Here is a 19,073-nt window from a genome sequence, read left to right as displayed (position 1 = left end):
CCTGTGGTAATTATTCATCAGTCAAACAGCCTATAAAACAACTATGCCTAAATTTCCCAAAAGTTGCTCTTGTTGCCAATCACAAATTTGAACGCCTTCCAAAGAAACTCGACGAACATCAACATCATCAAGATCAACATGGCATAAGTTGGCGTCATTAAATATCGCTTGTTGCCATTGTTCACTTGAAAATTCACCACGACTTAAATCAGAACCTTTAAATGATACTCCCGTTAAATTAGCGCCACGCCAACGGTTTTCAAATAGCTCACATTTTTCAAGCATCACACTCTCTAAATTAGCATAACTTAAATTGCATCCAGATATAAATGCCGAACAAAAAAAGGAGTGTTGAGTAATATAATTAGCAAAAGACGCATAATGGAAATCAGCCCCCTTAAGATTACATTGGTGTAATTCAACACCAAAGCATTGTGCATTACGAAAATTTGCCATCGCTAAATTACAACCTTTAAAACTGGCATCTTTTAATTTCGCATAAACAAAACTGCAACCGTCAGTCTCTCCTGCTTCAATAAAGCTACAATCAACAAAACAAGCATCAGTTAAGTTTGCACGTGAAAAATCACAGCGATAAAACTGACATTGTTCAAAGGTTGCTTCACTTAAATCTTGATGAGAAAAGACTTCACCATCGAATTGTTTTTTTGCTACATGCATCAATAATTACTCTATTTAAGTCTAAAAACAGGCTTATATTAATAACAACAAACCATTAATTACCAGTAAAAAAAGTGAACAAATAAGTGTTTTTTGTATTAACTTAAATAGCCAAATCTAGCGTCTACAAGGTAGGTTAACCGCTTTATTTAATTGAAAAAGTACGAACGGTTATTGTTTTTACTATCACGCTATAAAAGTAATATTAGCCGACTAAAAATAGACATAAAAAAACAGCCACTAATATTGATAAACGATCAATATTAGTGGCTGTTTTTCATTAAAGATGAATGGCTAAATAACAACCATAATCTATAAATGATTAGATACATCACAATTTGAAGCTGAACCAACGTTCTTACTTACAGACTCAACGGTATACGTATTTTTTAAACTACGAAAGACTTTCGCTGTATAAACATCATGATTTTCGATTGAAAATGTCACGTTATAATTCATGCCAGCAACAACTTGTTGAGTAACACGAATAACATTTTTCAGCTGGTGATCACCTACAATTTCTTTTACCGCTGCTTGTGCTGCAGCTGTTACTTCAGGTGTGATCTCACCTTGCTGCCAACCGCCAGGAATTGCGTGAGTATAGTCACAACCCGTTTGCATATTTGCCTCGGTAGTTGTTTCAATGTCTTGTGCACTACATGCGACTAACGCTAATGACCCCAAAGCAACAACCAGAAGTTTCTTATTCATGACTTTTCCTATTTATAAAATACAGGTATATGACAACATAAAAACAGTGTTCATTGCAAATAAATTTGAAAAAAAACTTAACTTGCAAATTTATACTACATATTTTCGATAAGCTTGCTGATTAATATCTTCAATCTCAACACTAATTGCTATATCAGAATGAAACATTGAAGCAACATTATGCAATATCAGCTCTGATAAGGTATCTTTCTGTTGCTCAGAACGACCCGGTAAAATACGTAATGTAATATGTACAAATGGCTTTGCTATTGTTCCCGTACGATAAATCTCATAAGGAATAAGTCGAGTTTTTATATCTTCTTCTTCAAAAATACCTGAACTAAAAATAGAAAAATGCGTAGTCGTCATTAATTCATTTAAATCAATGTCATTTTCTAAATCCTTGGCGTATTCCACGATACAATGCGGCATATTATTACTCCCTATTTAATGCAGATAATTTTTTGTTATATTAGTACCAAATAAATATCATAACGCCTTAATATGACGAATATTAGTTCACTAACTTAGGTTTTAATCACTAATGTATCAATCTGTGATCAATGCCCCATGTATATTGTGGTTATATTGTGGACAGCCATATGTTTTATTCTTCAATCGCGCCCCTCAAAAATAAATCATCTCACTAAAAAAAATGCTATTTACTATAAAAATTACTGCTTATTTTTTACATTCTTGGTTAAATCAATTCTATTTCTATATTTCAGGATCAACAAAATCCACAATATTGATCGTTATTGCAGTATTTTCATCTGATGATAAGAAACTTTATTATTTGGGATGTAACTGGTGACTCGCCGACTTCCCTTTACACCAATGCCCACCTGCATGTTGTTTGAAAGCACACATTCGAGACCATTTTCCGCTTACATTGGCATAACGCTCCATAAACTGTTCACTGTGCTCAAGCCAAGCGTCTGACGTTATTCCCAATTGTTGTAAAATCTTGGGCTGGTTAGATGCAATAAAGCCTTTTTTATCATTACGAAGACATCGGCCTGTCCAGTCAATAAGTTCGAGGTAATCGGCAAAAGCAACGTTTATTCCAGCTGTTTTAGCTGAGTGCTCAGCGCCTACAAAAGGTAATAATTGAAAATGGTTAGCGCTGGGTGATGCTTTATTTGAGCGAGAGATTTTAGGTTGATGATATTCGCGAATGCGCTGCTGAATCGAGGTGAAATCTGATTGCTCTAATGATGGTGCCACGCCCGCCCTAATAGGATTTAAATCAACGTACATCATGCACGAAAGTAATGCTTGTTGATCCAAAAGAGCTTGCGACTTAAACCGTCCTTCCCAAAATGCGCCTTTACATTGATCTTCTTTATTAGCCTTTCGCGCGATCTCTTCATTTAAACAGCGCATAAACCAGCTAATAGTGACGAATAAGTAATTTATAGCTACGCAAATAATAAAAACCACTCTCGCCACTACCCTGCTTTTAGTATTATAAAAAGCAATTAAACAATCTTAACACCTGTTGCCATTAAACGTTCAGGGGTTAGCAATACGCTTTCAGATTCATCATCCGTTTCAGCACATAGCAACATGCACTCAGATGTTTCACCGCGCATCTTGGCTTTTGCTAAATTACACAGCACTACCACTTGCTTACCTAACAATTGCTCTTCAGTATAATAAGGTACTAAGCTTGTTACCGTTTGTAGCTTAGTCTCACCCACTTCAATTTGAACAATATAAAGCTTATCGGCATTGTCATGACGAACAACATCAATAATTTTACCCACACGAATATCTAATTTAGCGAAATCTGCGTATGAAATGGTGTCCATGGAATCTCCTTTGCACTTAATAATCAATTAAGCTCATTATTAATCATGATATACACATACAGTATGTTAACGTTTACATTATCAATTAAATCTTGATTTACAAAGAATATCATTTCGAATTAGCTAGCTATATCACACAGTTAAATTGCGTTATTTACACAACCGTAGTTTAATAGCTTTAACAGCAAAGAGGTGATCATGGCAACAATCAAAGATGTGGCGAAACTCGCCGATGTATCTGTCGCAACCGTATCTAGGGTGATCAATAAATCACCAAAAGCAAGTGAAGCTGCTATTACCGCAGTAACGCAAGCAATGAAAACACTAGGTTATCGTCCCAATGCCAATGCTCGAGCATTAGTCAGCCAATCAACCAATACCATTGGGGTCTTAGTCGGTGATGTTTCTGATCCTTTCTTTGGCGCGATGATCAAATCGATCGATAATATTGCTCGTCAACACAATAAGCATTTATTGATCGGTAATGGCTACCATAATGCCGACAGTGAACGTGATGTTATTGAATTATTGATCAATAGCCGCTGTGATACATTAATTATTCACAGTAAAAGTTTATCTAATGATGAATTAATCGCTTACGCACAAGAAGTACCAGGAATGGTGCTTATCAATCGCTTTATTCCTGAGATCGCTGATCGCTGCATTGCTCTTGATAACCATCGAGGATCTTATTTAGCCACAGAGCTATTAATTAAACATGGCCACCAGCATATTGGCTATATTTGCTCTAATCATGATATTGAAGATACTGAACAGCGTAAGCAAGGCTATTTAGACGCATTACAAGCACATCAACTCACTGCACCACAAAATTATATTGAATATGGTACGCCAGATGAAGATGGCGGCGAAATAGCAATGACTAACCTTTTGACTAAAAATCTACCTATTACAGCTATCGCAGCTTATAACGATTATATGGCGGCAGGATGTTTATCTGTGCTTGAGGGAAATGGTTTAACCGTACCAAATCAGATGTCTTTAATTGGCTTTGATGACGGCTTAATTGCTAAATATCTGCATCCGAAACTAACAACAGTGCGCTACCCCATTCAAATCATGGCAGAACAAGCAACGCAATTGGCTTTTCAATTAGCGACGGCGGCTAAACAATCAACACTCGATACCACTAAAGCTGATTCAAATATTACGCATCTATTTGTACCGACCTTAGTGAAACGTTTATCAGTAATGACTCCTCAATAGTCGACCCTCTATTCTAACTGTATTTCTATGTCACGGTGATATAACCGCACAGGTGACACTGTCACTTGCGCGGTTATTGTTTAACGATGATACTTTAAAATGTAAACACTTTATCAGCTGCAAGTGTCCATTCTGCTAAATCATCCAATGTTGCAAGAACGACATCTTCAATTAAAGGTAATGCTGTTAGTCCACGCGCAGCACAACACGTTTTGCACAGCTTAACTTCACCACCTTGTGCTAAAACAATCTCAACCATTTGTTGAATATCATAACCTTCCGTTGGCGATTGTTTTTCCAGTGCACACGTTACAGCATCTGACATTAAAAAAACTTTCACAGCTACCGGTTCAGCTTCTTGCTCGTTCAATTTTATCGCGAGGCGCAATGCATTAAATGGACGTTCTGATCCATAAGGCGCATCATTAATTATCATTAGTATTGTTTGCATTATTTTTCGATCCCTTCTAGTTTTTCGACTACTGTTTTACCATGAAATTTATCGCTAGGAGTTATTTATGAATGTAAACCGCACCTAATGTCTATTTTTTATTCTTTATCGGTATTTTTTGTAATTTTAAACTTTTAACTGCCGCAATAATTTGGCACATTAACGTCCCAGCGAGTAATTGTATGTTAAATGCAATTGCCATAATCTAATCGTCATTTACAGAGAGCATTTAATGAGCCATCGCCTTCAACTAACTTCTGCCCCATCAGTACTGTTTTTGTTTGGTTTATCGGGTGCTGGAAAGTCATTTGTCGGTGACGTCATTGGCGCACATCATGAATGGTTTGTTTATCATGCTGATGATGATCTTACTGACGAGATGCATCAGGTTATTGCTGCTAAACAGCCTTTCACTGAAGAAATGCGAGACCAATTTTTTTGTCGTATTGTAGATAAAATTAACTACTATCGCGCTATTTATCCGCGTCTAGTGATCACGCAAGGAGCATACAAGAAAAAGCACCGTGATTACATTCGTCAGCATATTAGCAATATCGATATGATTTATGTTACGACATCAGATCGGTTAATTCACCAACGCTTAGAATATCGCACTAATGGTATTTCTAATGCCAGCGCTGAAGCGATTAAACATATTTTTGAGATTCCCGATGAGAGTGTTAAAAAATTACACAACGTTGATGGTAAAGATGAAATTATCCAACAACTTAATGCATTTTATAATAAATAACCATCAACAAAAACGCCTACAGTATTAACTCATCATAGTTATAAACTGTAGGCGTAAAAATTATCTTTATTATAAAACTAATGACTAACGAAACCGATAACAGGTTAAGTAATGATAATGTTCATTAGGCCGCAAAGTAGCATCATTATCTTGCCACTCTGGATGATTAGGTGAATCTGGCAAAAACTGCGTTTCAAGTGCAAAACCACTGTAATTCACATACTCACCACCCATTTGATTTGGGCATCCGGCTAAAAAATTCCCTGTATATAATTGCATCGCAGGTTTAGTCGTTAATACATCCATTATTAATGAGTTATCAGGTGCAATGGCCGTTGCACAAGCAGTGGTGGCACGACGTACATCTGGGTGTAATATAAACGCATGATCGTACCCTTGTGCTTGCTGTTGATCATTATCGACTAACCAATCTTGATTAATCCTTTTAAGCTGGCGAAAATCAAAACTTGTTGCTTCAACCGTCTTAAATTCGCCCCATGGAATTCCTGTCTGATCGGTTGGCAAATAATGATCAGCATTGATCATTAACTGATGTGATAAACAATCATCGCCACTATCTGCCCCTAATAAATTAAAATAACCATGATTAGTAAGATTCACCACTGTCGGTTTATCCGTTTCCGCGCTGTATCGAATGGTTAACTCATTATTTTCAGTCAGCGTATAAGTAACAACAACCTGCAAATTACCAGGAAATCCCATATCACCATCAACAGATAGCAAACTAAATTGTACTTCAGTGGCATTTACTTGCTGCATTTGCCAACGACGATGATTAAAACCATTTTCACCGCCATGCAAACAATTACCATTTTGATTGACTGAAACTTGGTAATCTTCACCATCGATACTAAATTTCCCTGCCGCAATACGGTTAGCATAACGCCCAACAGTTGCACCTAAATACGCTCGTTGCTGATAAAAATCAGTCAGCGTACTGACTCCAAGCAAAACTTCTCTAAGCTCTGATTGTTGATTAACAGTTACTGGCACACAGCAACTAAGCCATGTGGCACCAATATCCATTAGCGTGACTGACATACCGTGTTGATTAACAAGGGTGATCAGTTTCGCAGGTAAACCATCAGCTGCCATATCAACAGTCATTGATTGATGTAGGGTAATAGCATGTTGAGGTAAGTGAGTTAACATATTCAATCGCCTTAAATTACGCTATCGCTAACTTCTGTTCACTGATAACCCCAGCGCCCGCCATTGCCTTACAAACATAAATGGTTGCCTGTAAGCCTGTTGCTGCCTGATATTTAGCATTCACTTCAGCCGTAATAGCATTAACAAATGTTGGCGGTACTAATGCAACAATACACCCACCAAAGCCGCCGCCAGTCATGCGTACGCCACCTTGATTACCAATAACACTTTTCACCATATCAACCAACGTATCAATTTCAGATACCGTAATTTCAAAATCATCACGCATTGATGCATGTGACTCTGCCATCAGCTCTGCCAACAACGCCATATTGCCATTACTTAACGCGATAGCAGCTTGTTCCGTTCGCATATTTTCAGTGATCACATGACGTGCGCGTTTAGCAACCATCGGCTCAAGTTCTGCTTCACGTGCGATAAATGTCGCTAGTGTCACATCACGTAAGGCTGGTACACCAAAGAAAGCCGCAGCTTGTTCACATTGTGCACGGCGAGTATTGTATTCACTATCCACTAAGCCACGTTTCTTATTAGAATTAATGATCACTACCGCCATATCTTCAGGCATAGCAACAGCCGTTGTTTCTAACGATCGGCAATCAATTAATAGTGCGTGGTTTTGCTCTCCTTCTGCTGAAATTAATTGATCCATAATGCCGCAATTACAACCAACAAACTGGTTTTCTGCTTGTTGACCATTCAGTGCTATTTCTTGCTGACTAATAGTAAGATCAAATAACGCTTTAAATGTTTGACCAATGACCACTTCAAGTGCAGCAGAAGAGCTTAAACCAGCACCTTGTGGAACATTACCACTAATAACAATATCTGCACCACCAAGTACATAACCGCGCTCAAGTAGACATTTAATCACTCCACGCACGTAATTTACCCACATGCATTGCTGATCAAATTCAAGTGGTTGAGTAATATCAAATTCACTTATTTCATTATTGTAATCAACCGCTACTACTCGCACGATATTATCGTCACGACGTGAAGCTGCCACTATTGCTTGATAATCAATGGCACAAGGAAGCACAAAACCATCATTATAATCTGTATGCTCACCAATAATATTTACACGCCCAGGTGCTTGAATAATATGACTAGCTACATAACCTAATACTGAAGAGAAAACGGCTGATACATTATCAATAAGGTGTTGAGTACGATTTGTTGTCATTATTTTTACCTACTATTACCAAAGATTATCAAGAAAAAATGTTATTTATTAACACCATTTAGCACTTAATCTAAATAGTGTACGTCACTGACTGCGCGTAATTTTTCTGCTGCTTGTTCTGCGGTTAAATCGCGTTGACTTTCAGCCAACATTTCATAACCCACCATAAACTTTTTCACTGTCGCTGAACGCAATAATGGCGGATAAAACAGCGCATGAAGCTGCCAGTGATCGGTTGAGGTATCACTAAAATTAGCATCAGATTCAAAGAAAGGTGCGTAATGCCATCCCATTGAATAAGGGAAAGAACATTTAAAGAGATTATCGTAACGACTGGTTAATTTTTTAATCGCCAAAGCCAAATCATCACGCTGGGCTTGAGTGAGATCATCCATACGGCGAATATGCGTTTTAGGTAATAACATGGTTTCAAATGGCCATGCCGCCCAATAAGGTACCACCGCTAACCAATGCTCAGTTTCAACTACAGTACGGGAGCCATCTTCTAGCTCACTATTAACATAATCAACTAATAAGTTAGTCCCATGCTGCGCAAAATATTCACGTAATAAAGCATCTTTACGGCTAATTTCATTGGGTAAAAAACTATTAGCCCAAATTTGACCATGGGGATGTGGTTGTGAACACCCCATTACCGAGCCCTTATTTTCAAATGCTTGCACCCAAACGTAATCTTTACCTAACTCTTCAATCTGCTCATTCCACGTATCAACCACTTTACGAATAGCGCCAACTGATAATTGCGGCAGCGTTTTACTGTGGTGAGGTGAAAAACAAATAACTCGGCTTAAACCACGTGCACTTTGGCAACGAAATAATGGATTACTATTTTCAGGCGCACTTGGCGTATCAGCAGTTAATGCTGCGTGATCATTACTAAAAACATAAGTGCCAGTGTAATCTGGGTTTTTATCACCAGATACACGGGTATTGGTTGGGCATAAAAAACAAGAACCGTCATAAGCAACATTCGATTCCGGTTGTGGCTGCTCATCAGCACCTTGCCACGGACGCTTAGCGCGGTGAGGTGAAACTAACACCCACTGCCCTGTTAACGGATTATAACGACGATGAGGATGGTCAATCGGATCAAAACATTCAGACATAGTAATTCAGCTCTTGTGATTCTGTAATGCTAAAAAGTCTAAAGTGATTTCAGATTCACTTCCGTGATCAAATGCACATGGTGTAAACGTTTTCATAAAAAATATAATTAGTGCTAATCGTCACAGGATAAGACCATTGGTATTGCTTATCCACGTAATATAAATCAATACTTTTAGCTACATGACGAGTAACAACCTAACTTCTGTTCATAAAATATTTACTGACAGACACTAAATTATTCGAATTTTTTAGTAAAAATAGATACTATAATTCTATAAAATATAACTACATGTCCCTTAAACACACAACAAACATGATTCAGGTTGCAGGGATTGCCGGAGGACAAATGGCAACATTAAAACAAATAGCAACCAAAGCAGGCGTCTCGTTAGCGACGGTTTCCCGTGTTTTAAACGATGATCCAACCCTTAGTGTAAAAGATGAAACTAAGCGTAAAATATTTGAAATTGCAGAACAGCTTGAATACACCCCTAACCAATCTCGAAAAACAGCTAAAAAACACACCCTACATTTTTTAGCTTTATATAACTACAAGCAAGATATTGAAGTGGATGATCCATACTATCTTGCAATTAGACATGGGATTGATACTCAATGTGATAAGTTAGGTATTAAACTGACTAATATCTATGAATGTAATATTGCCGCAGCCCCTAAAGCCATCGATGGTATATTGCTAATAGGACAAGTCAGTGAAAACAATCTTGCCGCAGCTCGCGCCCTATCAAGTAATACGGTTTACATTGATTACACCGATCACCAACTTGATATTGATTGTATTGATATTGATTTAGAACGAATAAGCAAAGAAGTTATTAATCACTTTACCCAACAAGGCTACCAGCGAATTGGATTTATTGGTGGTCAAGATAACCCTGATAAATATGACATTCGTGAATTAACATTTACTGAATATGGCAAATTCAAAGGTGTTGTTTCAGATAAAGATATCTACCGTGGTGATTTTAGTAGTCAATCTGGCTATTCATTAGCGAAAAAAATGCTCGCAACCGATCATCCTAATGCTTTATTTATTGCATCAGACTCAATAGCTATTGGTGTATTACGTGCCATACATGAAAGTGGATTGAATATCCCGAATGACATTAGTTTAATCAGTGTTAATGATATTCCAACTGCAAAGTTTACTTATCCACCATTATCTACCTTTAGAATCCACTCAGAACTAATGGGATCTCAAGGTGTTAATTTATTATTAGAACGTAGTCGCGATGGTCGAACAATTCCATTACGGGTATTCGTCCCTAGCCAATTAATTTTACGTGATACCACTAAAAAATAGTATAAGTTGCTAATAATAAATAAAAAACGACAATTGATTTGTCGTTTTTTTTTACCTTTAAATTACTCAGTGGTTTAAAACAAGCGTAAGATCACTCAAATAAACCACAATGATTGTTTTTTTGTTGTCGACTTCACAAAGCTCAAAACAGAATGTGATCGAGTTAATACATCAAAGTTTTACTTATATTTTTTAGTAAAACTTTACTTAATAATAATCCCAGATAATTAAGACATGTCTTGGAGGCATCGTGAATAACTGGGAAAATATTAACTTACTTAGCGAAAATAGACTGGCACCTCGTGCGTACTTTTTCTCTTATAACGCGTTAAATAAAGCACAACGCTTTCAGCGTGATTTAAGTCAGCATTTCATGTTGCTAAGTGGTCAGTGGACCTTTAATTTCTTCACTCATCCACTGCTTGTTCCTGAAGAATTTTATCGTCAAGAAATGAACGACTGGACCAATATTCAAGTGCCAAACATGTGGCAAATGGAAGGTCACGGTAACTTACAATACACAGATGAAGGCTTTCCCTTCCCTATTGATGTTCCTTTTGTTCCTTCAAATAACCCAACTGGCGCATACCAACGTACTTTCTTCTTGAGCGATAGTTGGAATGAAAAACAGACTATTATTAAATTTGATGGTGTTGAAACCTACTTTGAAGTTTATGTTAACGGCCAATATGTTGGATTCAGTAAAGGCAGCCGTTTAACGGCTGAATTTGATATTTCAGCTTTCGTTAATACAGGTAAGAACTTACTCTCTGTACGCGTTATGCAATGGGCTGATTCAACCTATATCGAAGACCAAGATATGTGGTGGATGGCTGGTATTTTCCGTGATGTTTACTTAGTCGGTAAAGAACTTGTTCACGTACGTGATTTTACTGTTCGTACTGATTTTGACGAAGATTATCAAGGCGCAACATTAAGCTGCAAAGTGAATTTAGAAAATCTTAGTGGTCATATTGTTACAGGTTACAGCCTTGATTACGCTCTTTATGATGGTCAACATCAGCTTGAAAATGGAAACGTTTCCAACATAACAATTGCAGGTACAACCCATACCGATTTTGCCATCAAAATGGCAGATCCTATCCACTGGACAGCTGAAAACCCACATTTATACCATTTATTTCTAACCCTAAGAGATGCAGATGGCATTGTCGTTGAAGTTATTCCACAACGTGTCGGCTTCCGTGATATTAAAGTACGTAACGGTCTATTTGAGATTAATGGTCAATACGTGATGCTCCACGGAGTTAACCGTCACGATAACGATCATTTAAACAGCCGTGCTGTCGGTATGGATCGTGTTGAAAAAGACATTGTGCTAATGAAGCAGCACAACATTAACGCAGTACGTACGGCACACTACCCTAACGATCCACGTTTTTACGAACTGTGTGATCAATACGGTTTATTCGTGATGGCTGAAACTGACGTTGAAACACACGGTTTTGCTAACGTTGGTAACCTCAGTATGATCACTGATGATCCTGCATGGGAGCAAGTGTTTGTTGAACGTATTGAACGTCATATTCACGCCCAAAAAAATCACCCTTCTATTATTATGTGGTCACTGGGTAACGAATCTGGCTACGGCTGTAATATTCGTTCAATGTACGCAGCAACCAAAGCGATTGATGATACCCGCCTCGTGCATTACGAAGAAGATCGTGATGCTGAAGTAGTTGATATTATTAGCACAATGTACTCTCGCGCTCAAATGATGAATGAGTTTGGTGAGTTCCCACATGCTAAACCACGTATCATTTGTGAGTATGCTCATGCTATGGGTAATGGACCTGGTGGACTCACAGAATATCAAAACGTGTTCTACAAGCATGATCATATTCAAGGTCACTTTGTGTGGGAATGGTGTGATCACGGTATTTACGAACAAGATGAAAATGGACGTGATGTTTACAAATACGGTGGTGACTACAGCGACTACCCAAATAACTATAACTTCTGCATGGATGGCTTGATCTACCCTGATCAAACACCAGGACCTGGTTTACGTGAATATAAGCAAGTAATTTGTCCTGTTAAAATTGCCGTTAAAGACCACGCTAAAGGCATAATCACTGTTACTAACAAATATTGGTTCTCTACTTTAGATGATGTTGTATTTGATATTTCAGTACGTGCTGAAGGTGACACATTAGCGTTTAACCAAATCACCGTTACTGATCTGGCTGCAGGTGAATCACGCGATATTGAATTAGCACTACCGGTTATGGATCAACGTGAAACGTTCGTTAATGTTTCTATACGCAAAAAATCTCGCACTACTTACAGTGATGCCAACCATGAACTTGGTATTTTTCAATATCAAGCTAAAACAAATACTGCATATAAAGAACAATTTGAGAATAACAACGCGACACCACTGTCAGTGATTGAAAACCGTCTCGATTGGGAAATTAGTGGTTATGACTTTGCACTACGCTTCTCTAAAGTCAATGGCAAACTGACATCATGGCTTTGTCAAAATAATGAGCTAATTGCATCGTCTCCTGCGATGAGCTTCTTCAAACCAATGATTGATAACCATAAGCAAGAATATGAAGGCTTATGGCACCCAGCTCACCTACAAATTATGCAAGAGCATTTCCGCAGCATTAATGTAGAACAAGTGGCAGGTAAGGTGATTGTCACCACGAACAGTATTATCGCACCACCAGTATTAGATTTTGGTATGCGTTGCCAATACCGTTTTGAAATTTGTCCTCAAGGTCAAGTTAACATGACGTTAAGTGGCAATAAATATGGTGACTATCCTCATGTTATTCCAGCTATCGGCCTAGATTTAGGCATCAATAATCAATTTGATCAAGTTGAATATTACGGTCGTGGTCCTGAAGAAAGTTACCAAGATAGCCGTCAAAGCAACATTATTGATATCTACAATACAACCGTTAGCGATATGTTTGAGAACTACCCGTTCCCACAAAATAATGGCAATCGTCAACATGTACGTTGGGCAAGTTTAACTAACCGCCATGGTGTGGGCTTATTGGTTAAACCTGAGCAAGAAATTAATTTCAGCGCATGGCATTACACCAACCAGCATATTCATCAAGCACAACACATTAATGAACTGGAGCCGAGTGGTTACATTACAGTTAATCTTGATCATCAAGTTATGGGATTAGGCTCTAACTCGTGGGGATCCGAAGTTCTTGATTCATACCGCGTTTACTTTAATGACTTTAATTACCAAATTAGCTTAGTGCCATTTAATAAAGCAGATTGCGATAGCCGTTACTTAGCGAGTCAAACATTTACCACAATACGTATCGGTGGAGATAAATAATGATTACTTTAGCATCACTGGATCAATTCAAAAGCCTATACCGCGATGGTCGTAAATGGAATCGTTGTGTAGAAGCGATTGAGAATATCAATAATATTCAACCCAATGTTTTTCACTCTGTGGGAGATTCTCTAGCTTACCGACTTCAACATGGTCCATCAAAAGCAGAAGAGCAATTTGTTGGTCACCGCCGCTATTTTGATGTCCATTACTACCTTACAGGCAGCGAAACCATCGAATGTGCAAATAAAGACACATTAACGCAAGTTCATTCATACAGTGATGAAACCGATCGTGAATTTTTTATAGGAACGGGTCAAGCACACCGTATAGAAGCAGGTCAAATGGTGATATTTGAAAACCACCAAGCTCACCGTTTCAGTGCCGCTGACAACCTTGAGAAAGTCGTTTTACGTGTCACCATTGAGGATGGTTACTTCCTTAATAAATAGTCATACCCAACCGCCAGTGGATCATTGCTGGCGGTTACCCAATAAATAACAGAAGAATAAAAACAATAACCTATGATTTGGCTAATGGCTAAACACATAGACATCCTACAATACTCAACGTGATCCATCGGAGATTCTCATGTCTGAATCAAAACGTAATACCATAGGGAAATTTGGTCTACTATCTATGACCTTTGCTGCGGTATACAGTTTCAATAACGTTATCAACAACAATATTGAGATTGGTCTATCGTCAACCCCTATGTTCTTCATCGCTACCCTACTTTATTTCATTCCATTTTGTTTAATCATTGCAGAATTTGTATCCCTCAATAAAAATTCTGAAGCGGGTGTTTATGCATGGGTAAAAAGTTCTCTTGGTGGACGTTGGGCCTTCCTCGCCGCTTATACCTATTGGTTTGTTAACCTGTTCTTCTTTACCTCATTGTTACCACGAGTTATTGCGTATGCATCTTATGCGTTTCTTGGCTATGAATATATTTTCACGCCAACTACAACGACATTATTAAGTATTGCACTATTTGCCCTTGCGACTTACGTATCAACCAATGGTGCAAAAATGTTAGGGCCAATTACCTCCGTAACTTCATCATTTATGCTAATACTTACATTGTCATACATTATATTGGCAGGTGCGGCAGTGATGGGCGGTATCCAGCCAGCCGATCCAATTACAGTTGAAGCATTAACGCCTCAAGTTAACTGGGCTTTCTTTGGTGTAACGGCATGGATATTTATGGCGGCAGGTGGTGCTGAATCAGTCTCGGTTTACGTTAACGATATCAAAGGCGGTCACAAAGCTTTCGTTAAAGTTATCATCTTTGCGGGTATCTTTATCGGTGGTTTATACTGTGTTTCGTCTGTACTAATTAACGTCTTTGTTGAGCGTGAAGCATTGAAATTTACAGGTGGTTCAGTACAAGTATTTGAAGGTCTAGCGCGTCATTATGGTTTACCTGAAATTATGATGAACCGTTTTGTTGGCGTGGTATCATTTACAGCAATGCTTGGCTCACTACTTATGTGGACAGCAACGCCTGTAAAAATCTTCTTCTCTGAGATCCCGGCTGGCATCTTTGGTGAGAAAACCGTTAAGCTAAACAAAAATGGGGTTCCTGCTCGTGCAGCATGGGCGCAATTCTTCATCGTTATTCCACTACTTATCGTACCAATGTTAGGTTCAGATTCAGTACAAGAACTCATGAGTACAGTAATTAACATGACTGCTGCAGCTTCTATGCTACCACCGTTGTTTATTATGATTGCTTACTTAAACTTACGTCTAAAACTGGATCACCTTCCACGTGATTTTAAAATGGGCTCGCGTACAACAGGTATCGTGATGGTCTCAATTCTAATTGGTATCTTTAGTATCGGTTTCTTAGCTTCTACTTTCCCAACAGGTGCCGATATCATGACGATTATCTTCTACAATGTCGGTGGTATTGTCATCTTCCTTGGCTATGCATGGTGGAAATACAATCGCTATGAGAATCAACTAATTGTGACCGAAAAGGCAGAGTTAAAGACAATAACCGAAACTAATTAATGGTTATTCTAAACGACTCAGCAACAGCAGTAAATTGACGATTTTAAGCCTTGAGTTTCCCCTCAAGGCTTTTTTTTAACCTCGCACCTTAACTTTTTAAGCACATAACCATCACATTTAAACATCAACATCATTACTTTATGTATTCAATAGCATATAATACTAATAGAATTTATATGGATAAATAAGGGAATTATGCGAAAAGTGATAGTCGCAGGTTTAGTCTTCATTTGTGCTTTACTGATATTAACAGTAATAACTATCATCTCTCACCATCAACAAAATAATGACCAATTAATCAATACGATAAAAAACAACCAACGCCAACAGCAACATCAGTTACAACAGCGTATTTCACAGCACATTAAGCATACCATTGTTCTTTTCGATCAATTTAATGCCTCTTTGCAACAACAATCATGGCAACAGCAGCTAACACCATCACAAAATGATACTTTCATTAAAGTAGCCTCAGCCATGCTAATAAACAATACTTCATTAAATAGTATTAGCTTAATTGATTATAAAAATAGTTATCGCTTAAAAGTTGATATAGCTGCAAATAAAAAAGTAACTATTACAAAAAATAAACCGATTATTTCAAATGGTGAGTTGAATAATATTGATTATGCGTTTTCACTTCCAAAAAATAAAACTTATATTAATACACCCTTCGAATCTGTTGATAAAATAGCTTATTATCAGCATATTAAGGGAAATAATCAGCAATGGATAATAAAAATAGAACAATATGGTCTAGCTGATATCATCATAGCATCACAATCTGATGGTTCAGCACCCATACAATCATGGCTAATTAATAATAAAGGGCAATTATTGATAAATAAAAATAATCCCTCTGATACTAATTTTAAAAATCATTATTTTTCATTATGGAAAAAAATACAACATCATAATAACCAACAAATAATAGAATCAAATACGCTTTATACTTTTTCCCCTATATTTATTCCTACGCCATTAAAAATGACATTAGACTTTAAATATGGAAATTTATCGCCTTGGATATTAATTTCAAAAAGTGATATTACAAACAATAAAAATACTGTGTATTTATTTAATCAACACTTAAATAAATACACTCCAATTCTAACATTAATAATAAGCAGTGTCTTTTTGATACTTACTATTAGATATATTAAACGACAAAAAGAAGAAATAGATAAAATTAATTATACTAAAAATAAATATAATATTCGTTATTATTCTCTTCTTGAAAATACAGACTCAGGAATAATAATAATTAATAATCATATGAAGATAATAAGTATAAATTTAGTCGCTTTAACTATTTTAGAACTAAACAAAGACATTACTAATAAAAATTTAATCTCATTATTATCTTCAATTGATACTAAAACAAATATTATTTCATTAATAAAAAGTCTAAATGTTCTTCCTTGCAATACTAAGAAAAAAATAAATATAAAAATAAAAAAGTCTCAGGTTAAACACTTAGAAATAACAGCGACAAAAATGAACATTAACAATAATGATATAATGCTACATATTATAGATGTAACAGCATGGATAAAAAGAGAGCAACAACTCAAAGGGCTATCAAGAGTTGTAGAACAAAGTGAAGAAGCTGTCATTATTACAGATAAATATGGATTTATTGAATATGTGAACAGCTCATATAAAAAAAGTGCCCCCTGTAATTATAAAGATATTATAGGGTTAAATAGTAAAACTATCTTTAAACAGTATACAAATGATAAAGATAAAATAAATGATATTCAGTCTAAACTAAATCAAGGAAAGACAATACAGCGTATTATTTCACAAAAAAATAGTGATGATAGTATTTATTATCTTGATAATACTATCTCTCCTATCCTTGATGATAATGGTAAAATTAGTAATTATATATCAACCAGTAAAGATATTACTGATCGTGTAAATTATGAGCGTAAATTGCATCATCTTGCTCACTACGATCAATTAACAGCACTTCCTAATAGATATATGTTTATAACTGAAATTGAAAAAACATTATTAGCATTAAAGAAAAATAATGCTCAAATGGCACTGTTAGTCATTGAAGTTGACTTATTCAAACAATTACATGATTCTCTAGGTAATGAGAAAGTTGAAAAAATATTAATCATTATAGCTAAGAGAATAAGGTCAAATTTAAGAGAAAAAAACATACTTTCTCGTCTGAATAGTAATCAATTTGGCATTCTTATTCAATCTATACAGCAACCTAAAAATATTGATTATCTTGCAACAAGATTACTCAATAATATCCATGCACCTATTAGATATGATGGTAAGTTAATTTCAATTTCAGCCAGTATTGGTATTTCACTTCATAAAAAGTCTAAAATAACAGCAGAGAAAATAATAAAAAATACTAATATTGCATTAAGCTATTCTAAAAATAAGGCTAAGAATCAATACTATTATTTTAATCCAGAAATGGAAACAGAAGCGGAACATAAATTAGAATTAGAATCAGAATTACGACGATCGATCAACACAGATCGCTATGAGTTTTATTATCAGCCAAAAGTATTAGCCAACTCACATACTTTAACTGGCGTTGAAGCACTATTACGCTGGCGTGATAAACAGGGTCACTATCAAGCTCCTGTGAATATTATTCCATTACTTGAGTCATCAGGATTAATCATTGAAGCCGGCATATTCTTAATTGAAAAAGCTTGCTCTCAGCTACAACAATGGCAGCAGCAAGGACTTAATATAAGTATGGCAATCAATATTTCGACACAGCAATTACTTGAATCCGATCTAACTGCTATTTTGAAACACGCTATCAAAAAAACCAATTGTGATCCTAATTATCTAGAACTTGAAATAACAGAAAGTGTATTAATGACCAATATTGAATTGGCTTATCAAAAATTACTCGAACTTAAAACTCTTGGTGTTAAGATTGCTATTGATGATTTTGGAACCGGCTATTCTTCACTTGCTTATCTCAGTCGCTTTCCTATCAACATTCTAAAAATAGACCGCGAATTTGTTAAAGCACTCCCTCACAATAAAGATAGTATTACTATTATTGAAGCTATCATCGATCTTGCTCACAACCTTCATTTAATCGTTGTTGCTGAGGGTGTTGAGAATATTGAACAGGTTATCGCTCTTGAAGCCCTTGGAGTTGAAGAATTTCAGGGATTTTATTTTAATAAGCCCCTTACCCTTGAACACTTTAATCGCCAATATTTACCTCAAAAACAACAAATATCAGAGAACGTTGTATAAG

The 19,073-nt window shown here is 36.5% G+C and carries 16 protein-coding genes; 7 read left to right on the top strand and 9 right to left on the bottom strand.

All coding sequences use genetic code 11. The features are described 5' to 3' along the window. Window positions 1–30: 30 nt before the first annotated feature. The 5 genes from OC457_RS06075 to OC457_RS06055 all read right to left on the bottom strand — a co-directional run bounded on the left by OC457_RS06075 (window position 31) and on the right by OC457_RS06055 (window position 3,206). Entirely contained in the window at window positions 31–681 is a 651-nt protein-coding gene (locus OC457_RS06075; RefSeq protein ID WP_080174857.1) for a Qnr family pentapeptide repeat protein, read from the bottom strand. 312 nt (window positions 682–993) lie between these two features. Then, complete coding sequence (locus OC457_RS06070) at window positions 994–1,392, bottom strand: cystatin domain-containing protein (RefSeq protein WP_080174856.1); 399 nt, start codon at window positions 1,390–1,392, stop codon at window positions 994–996. Window positions 1,393–1,482: 90 nt separating this feature from the next. Continuing rightward, window positions 1,483–1,824 carry a 5-carboxymethyl-2-hydroxymuconate Delta-isomerase gene (locus OC457_RS06065; RefSeq protein WP_080174855.1) on the bottom strand — a complete coding sequence of 114 codons (342 nt, stop codon included), beginning with the start codon at window positions 1,822–1,824 and terminating at the stop codon, window positions 1,483–1,485. Window positions 1,825–2,184: 360 nt separating this feature from the next. Then, window positions 2,185–2,778: a transposase gene (locus tag OC457_RS06060; RefSeq protein WP_080174854.1), complete on the bottom strand. Its 594-nt coding sequence runs from the start codon at window positions 2,776–2,778 to the stop codon at window positions 2,185–2,187. 95 nt (window positions 2,779–2,873) lie between these two features. Beyond that, window positions 2,874–3,206 carry a tRNA-binding protein gene (locus OC457_RS06055; RefSeq protein ID WP_080174853.1) on the bottom strand — a complete coding sequence of 111 codons (333 nt, stop codon included), beginning with the start codon at window positions 3,204–3,206 and terminating at the stop codon, window positions 2,874–2,876. Between the two features lie 198 nt (window positions 3,207–3,404). On the opposite strand from OC457_RS06055, the gene OC457_RS06050 reads away from it, so the two are divergent. Further along, entirely contained in the window at window positions 3,405–4,433 is a 1,029-nt protein-coding gene (locus tag OC457_RS06050; protein ID WP_080174852.1) for a substrate-binding domain-containing protein, read from the top strand. 94 nt (window positions 4,434–4,527) lie between these two features. Here OC457_RS06050 and OC457_RS06045 read toward each other — a convergent pair whose 3' ends face one another. Beyond that, a complete protein-coding gene (locus tag OC457_RS06045; RefSeq protein WP_080174851.1) occupies window positions 4,528–4,884 on the bottom strand; it encodes a DsrE/DsrF/TusD sulfur relay family protein in 357 nt (118 codons plus the stop codon). A 232-nt stretch (window positions 4,885–5,116) separates the two neighbouring features. On the opposite strand from OC457_RS06045, the gene OC457_RS06040 reads away from it, so the two are divergent. Next, window positions 5,117–5,635 (top strand): hypothetical protein, encoded by a 519-nt coding sequence (locus tag OC457_RS06040; protein WP_080174850.1) that lies wholly within the window; start codon window positions 5,117–5,119, stop codon window positions 5,633–5,635. A gap of 84 nt (window positions 5,636–5,719) precedes the next feature. Here the strand turns inward: OC457_RS06040 and galM are convergent, their stop codons facing one another. The 3 genes from galM to OC457_RS06025 all read right to left on the bottom strand — a co-directional run bounded on the left by galM (window position 5,720) and on the right by OC457_RS06025 (window position 9,142). Beyond that, a complete protein-coding gene (galM, locus tag OC457_RS06035) occupies window positions 5,720–6,808 on the bottom strand; it encodes a galactose-1-epimerase (protein ID WP_080174849.1) in 1,089 nt (362 codons plus the stop codon). A gap of 16 nt (window positions 6,809–6,824) precedes the next feature. Further along, complete coding sequence (gene galK, locus OC457_RS06030; protein WP_080174848.1) at window positions 6,825–8,015, bottom strand: galactokinase; 1,191 nt, start codon at window positions 8,013–8,015, stop codon at window positions 6,825–6,827. Window positions 8,016–8,080: 65 nt separating this feature from the next. Further along, window positions 8,081–9,142 (bottom strand): UDP-glucose--hexose-1-phosphate uridylyltransferase, encoded by a 1,062-nt coding sequence (locus OC457_RS06025; protein WP_080174847.1) that lies wholly within the window; start codon window positions 9,140–9,142, stop codon window positions 8,081–8,083. Window positions 9,143–9,489: 347 nt separating this feature from the next. Between OC457_RS06025 and ebgR the strand changes: the two genes are divergently transcribed. The 5 genes from ebgR to OC457_RS06000 all read left to right on the top strand — a co-directional run bounded on the left by ebgR (window position 9,490) and on the right by OC457_RS06000 (window position 19,072). After that, a complete protein-coding gene (ebgR, locus tag OC457_RS06020) occupies window positions 9,490–10,467 on the top strand; it encodes a transcriptional regulator EbgR (protein ID WP_080174846.1) in 978 nt (325 codons plus the stop codon). 250 nt (window positions 10,468–10,717) lie between these two features. Continuing rightward, window positions 10,718–13,795, top strand: coding sequence for a beta-galactosidase subunit alpha (gene ebgA / locus OC457_RS06015; RefSeq protein WP_080174845.1), 3,078 nt, complete (start codon window positions 10,718–10,720; stop codon window positions 13,793–13,795). Continuing rightward, on the top strand, window positions 13,795–14,247 hold the full coding sequence (locus OC457_RS06010) for a beta-galactosidase subunit beta (protein ID WP_080174844.1): 453 nt from the start codon (window positions 13,795–13,797) through the stop codon (window positions 14,245–14,247). The genes ebgA and OC457_RS06010 overlap by 1 nt, the downstream gene beginning before the upstream one ends. A 139-nt stretch (window positions 14,248–14,386) precedes the next feature. Beyond that, window positions 14,387–15,817 (top strand): amino acid permease, encoded by a 1,431-nt coding sequence (locus tag OC457_RS06005; RefSeq protein WP_080174843.1) that lies wholly within the window; start codon window positions 14,387–14,389, stop codon window positions 15,815–15,817. A gap of 195 nt (window positions 15,818–16,012) precedes the next feature. Continuing rightward, window positions 16,013–19,072 carry a GGDEF domain-containing phosphodiesterase gene (locus OC457_RS06000; protein WP_080174842.1) on the top strand — a complete coding sequence of 1,020 codons (3,060 nt, stop codon included), beginning with the start codon at window positions 16,013–16,015 and terminating at the stop codon, window positions 19,070–19,072. The last annotated feature ends 1 nt before the right edge of the window (window position 19,073 follow it).

This window comes from Photobacterium toruni, from assembly GCF_024529955.1.
GTDB lineage: Bacteria > Pseudomonadota > Gammaproteobacteria > Enterobacterales > Vibrionaceae > Photobacterium > Photobacterium toruni.
This window is presented reverse-complemented; position numbering and strand designations above follow the sequence as displayed.

Coding starts and splice junctions, on each gene's coding strand:
- OC457_RS06060 (WP_080174854.1), bottom strand. CDS start 2,778: ATGCGCTGTTTAAATGAAGAGATCGCGCGAAAGGCTAATAAAGAAGAT.
- OC457_RS06005 (WP_080174843.1), top strand. CDS start 14,387: ATGTCTGAATCAAAACGTAATACCATAGGGAAATTTGGTCTACTATCT.
- OC457_RS06040 (WP_080174850.1), top strand. CDS start 5,117: ATGAGCCATCGCCTTCAACTAACTTCTGCCCCATCAGTACTGTTTTTG.
- OC457_RS06000 (WP_080174842.1), top strand. CDS start 16,013: ATGCGAAAAGTGATAGTCGCAGGTTTAGTCTTCATTTGTGCTTTACTG.
- OC457_RS06065 (WP_080174855.1), bottom strand. CDS start 1,824: ATGCCGCATTGTATCGTGGAATACGCCAAGGATTTAGAAAATGACATT.
- OC457_RS06045 (WP_080174851.1), bottom strand. CDS start 4,884: ATGCAAACAATACTAATGATAATTAATGATGCGCCTTATGGATCAGAA.
- OC457_RS06075 (WP_080174857.1), bottom strand. CDS start 681: ATGCATGTAGCAAAAAAACAATTCGATGGTGAAGTCTTTTCTCATCAA.
- galK (WP_080174848.1), bottom strand. CDS start 8,015: ATGACAACAAATCGTACTCAACACCTTATTGATAATGTATCAGCCGTT.
- OC457_RS06070 (WP_080174856.1), bottom strand. CDS start 1,392: ATGAATAAGAAACTTCTGGTTGTTGCTTTGGGGTCATTAGCGTTAGTC.
- galM (WP_080174849.1), bottom strand. CDS start 6,808: ATGTTAACTCACTTACCTCAACATGCTATTACCCTACATCAATCAATG.
- OC457_RS06010 (WP_080174844.1), top strand. CDS start 13,795: ATGATTACTTTAGCATCACTGGATCAATTCAAAAGCCTATACCGCGAT.
- OC457_RS06050 (WP_080174852.1), top strand. CDS start 3,405: ATGGCAACAATCAAAGATGTGGCGAAACTCGCCGATGTATCTGTCGCA.
- OC457_RS06025 (WP_080174847.1), bottom strand. CDS start 9,142: ATGTCTGAATGTTTTGATCCGATTGACCATCCTCATCGTCGTTATAAT.
- OC457_RS06055 (WP_080174853.1), bottom strand. CDS start 3,206: ATGGACACCATTTCATACGCAGATTTCGCTAAATTAGATATTCGTGTG.
- ebgR (WP_080174846.1), top strand. CDS start 9,490: ATGGCAACATTAAAACAAATAGCAACCAAAGCAGGCGTCTCGTTAGCG.